The organism is Clostridium sp. ATCC 25772, from assembly GCF_001573875.1.
Lineage (GTDB): Bacteria > Bacillota > Clostridia > Clostridiales > Clostridiaceae > Clostridium_J > Clostridium_J senegalense.
On the sequence record NZ_LFRG01000178.1, the window covers coordinates 1 to 594 of the forward strand.

A 594-nucleotide genomic window follows, 5' to 3' on the forward strand; every position below is an offset into this window, starting at 1 on the left:
GGCGACTAAAGTCAGTGAAATATTTAATTTACATACATTATACTGGATGTTAGAAAATACTTTAACAGTAGGTTTGATTGCAGTCCTTATAATATTCCAACCAGAGCTTAGATCTGGACTTGAATATATAGGAAGAACTAAATTTACTTTTTTAGGTAAAAATAATTATACTATATCAGAGGATGAGCTTAAAAAAGATATAGAAGAAATAGTTGAGTGTCTATACTCATTATCAAGACAAAAAATAGGTGCCCTTATAATAATGGAAAGAGATACTAGAATAGGGGAAGTTATAAATACTGGAACTATAATTGATGCTGAGATATCTAGACAGTTATTAATAAATATATTTATACCTAATACACCTCTTCATGACGGGGCGGTTGTTGTTAGAGATGGAAAAGTTGAAATTGTAGATGAATTTACTGGAAGAGTTATGGAAGGAAGAAGATACTCAGAAGGTCTTCATCAAGCTATAGAGGCTAAAGAAAGAGTTGAAATAAAAGAAGAGTCAATAACACTTGCAACTATAACATATCAAAATTATTTTAGAATGTATAAAAAGCTTTCAGGTATGACGGGAACGGCAAAAAC

Annotated in this window: 1 protein-coding gene; it reads left to right on the forward strand. The window is 30.6% G+C overall.

Annotated elements, in window-relative coordinates:
* A partial coding sequence (locus AZI32_RS17455; protein ID WP_206406656.1) for a diadenylate cyclase occupies positions 1-594 on the forward strand: 594 nt, incomplete at both ends.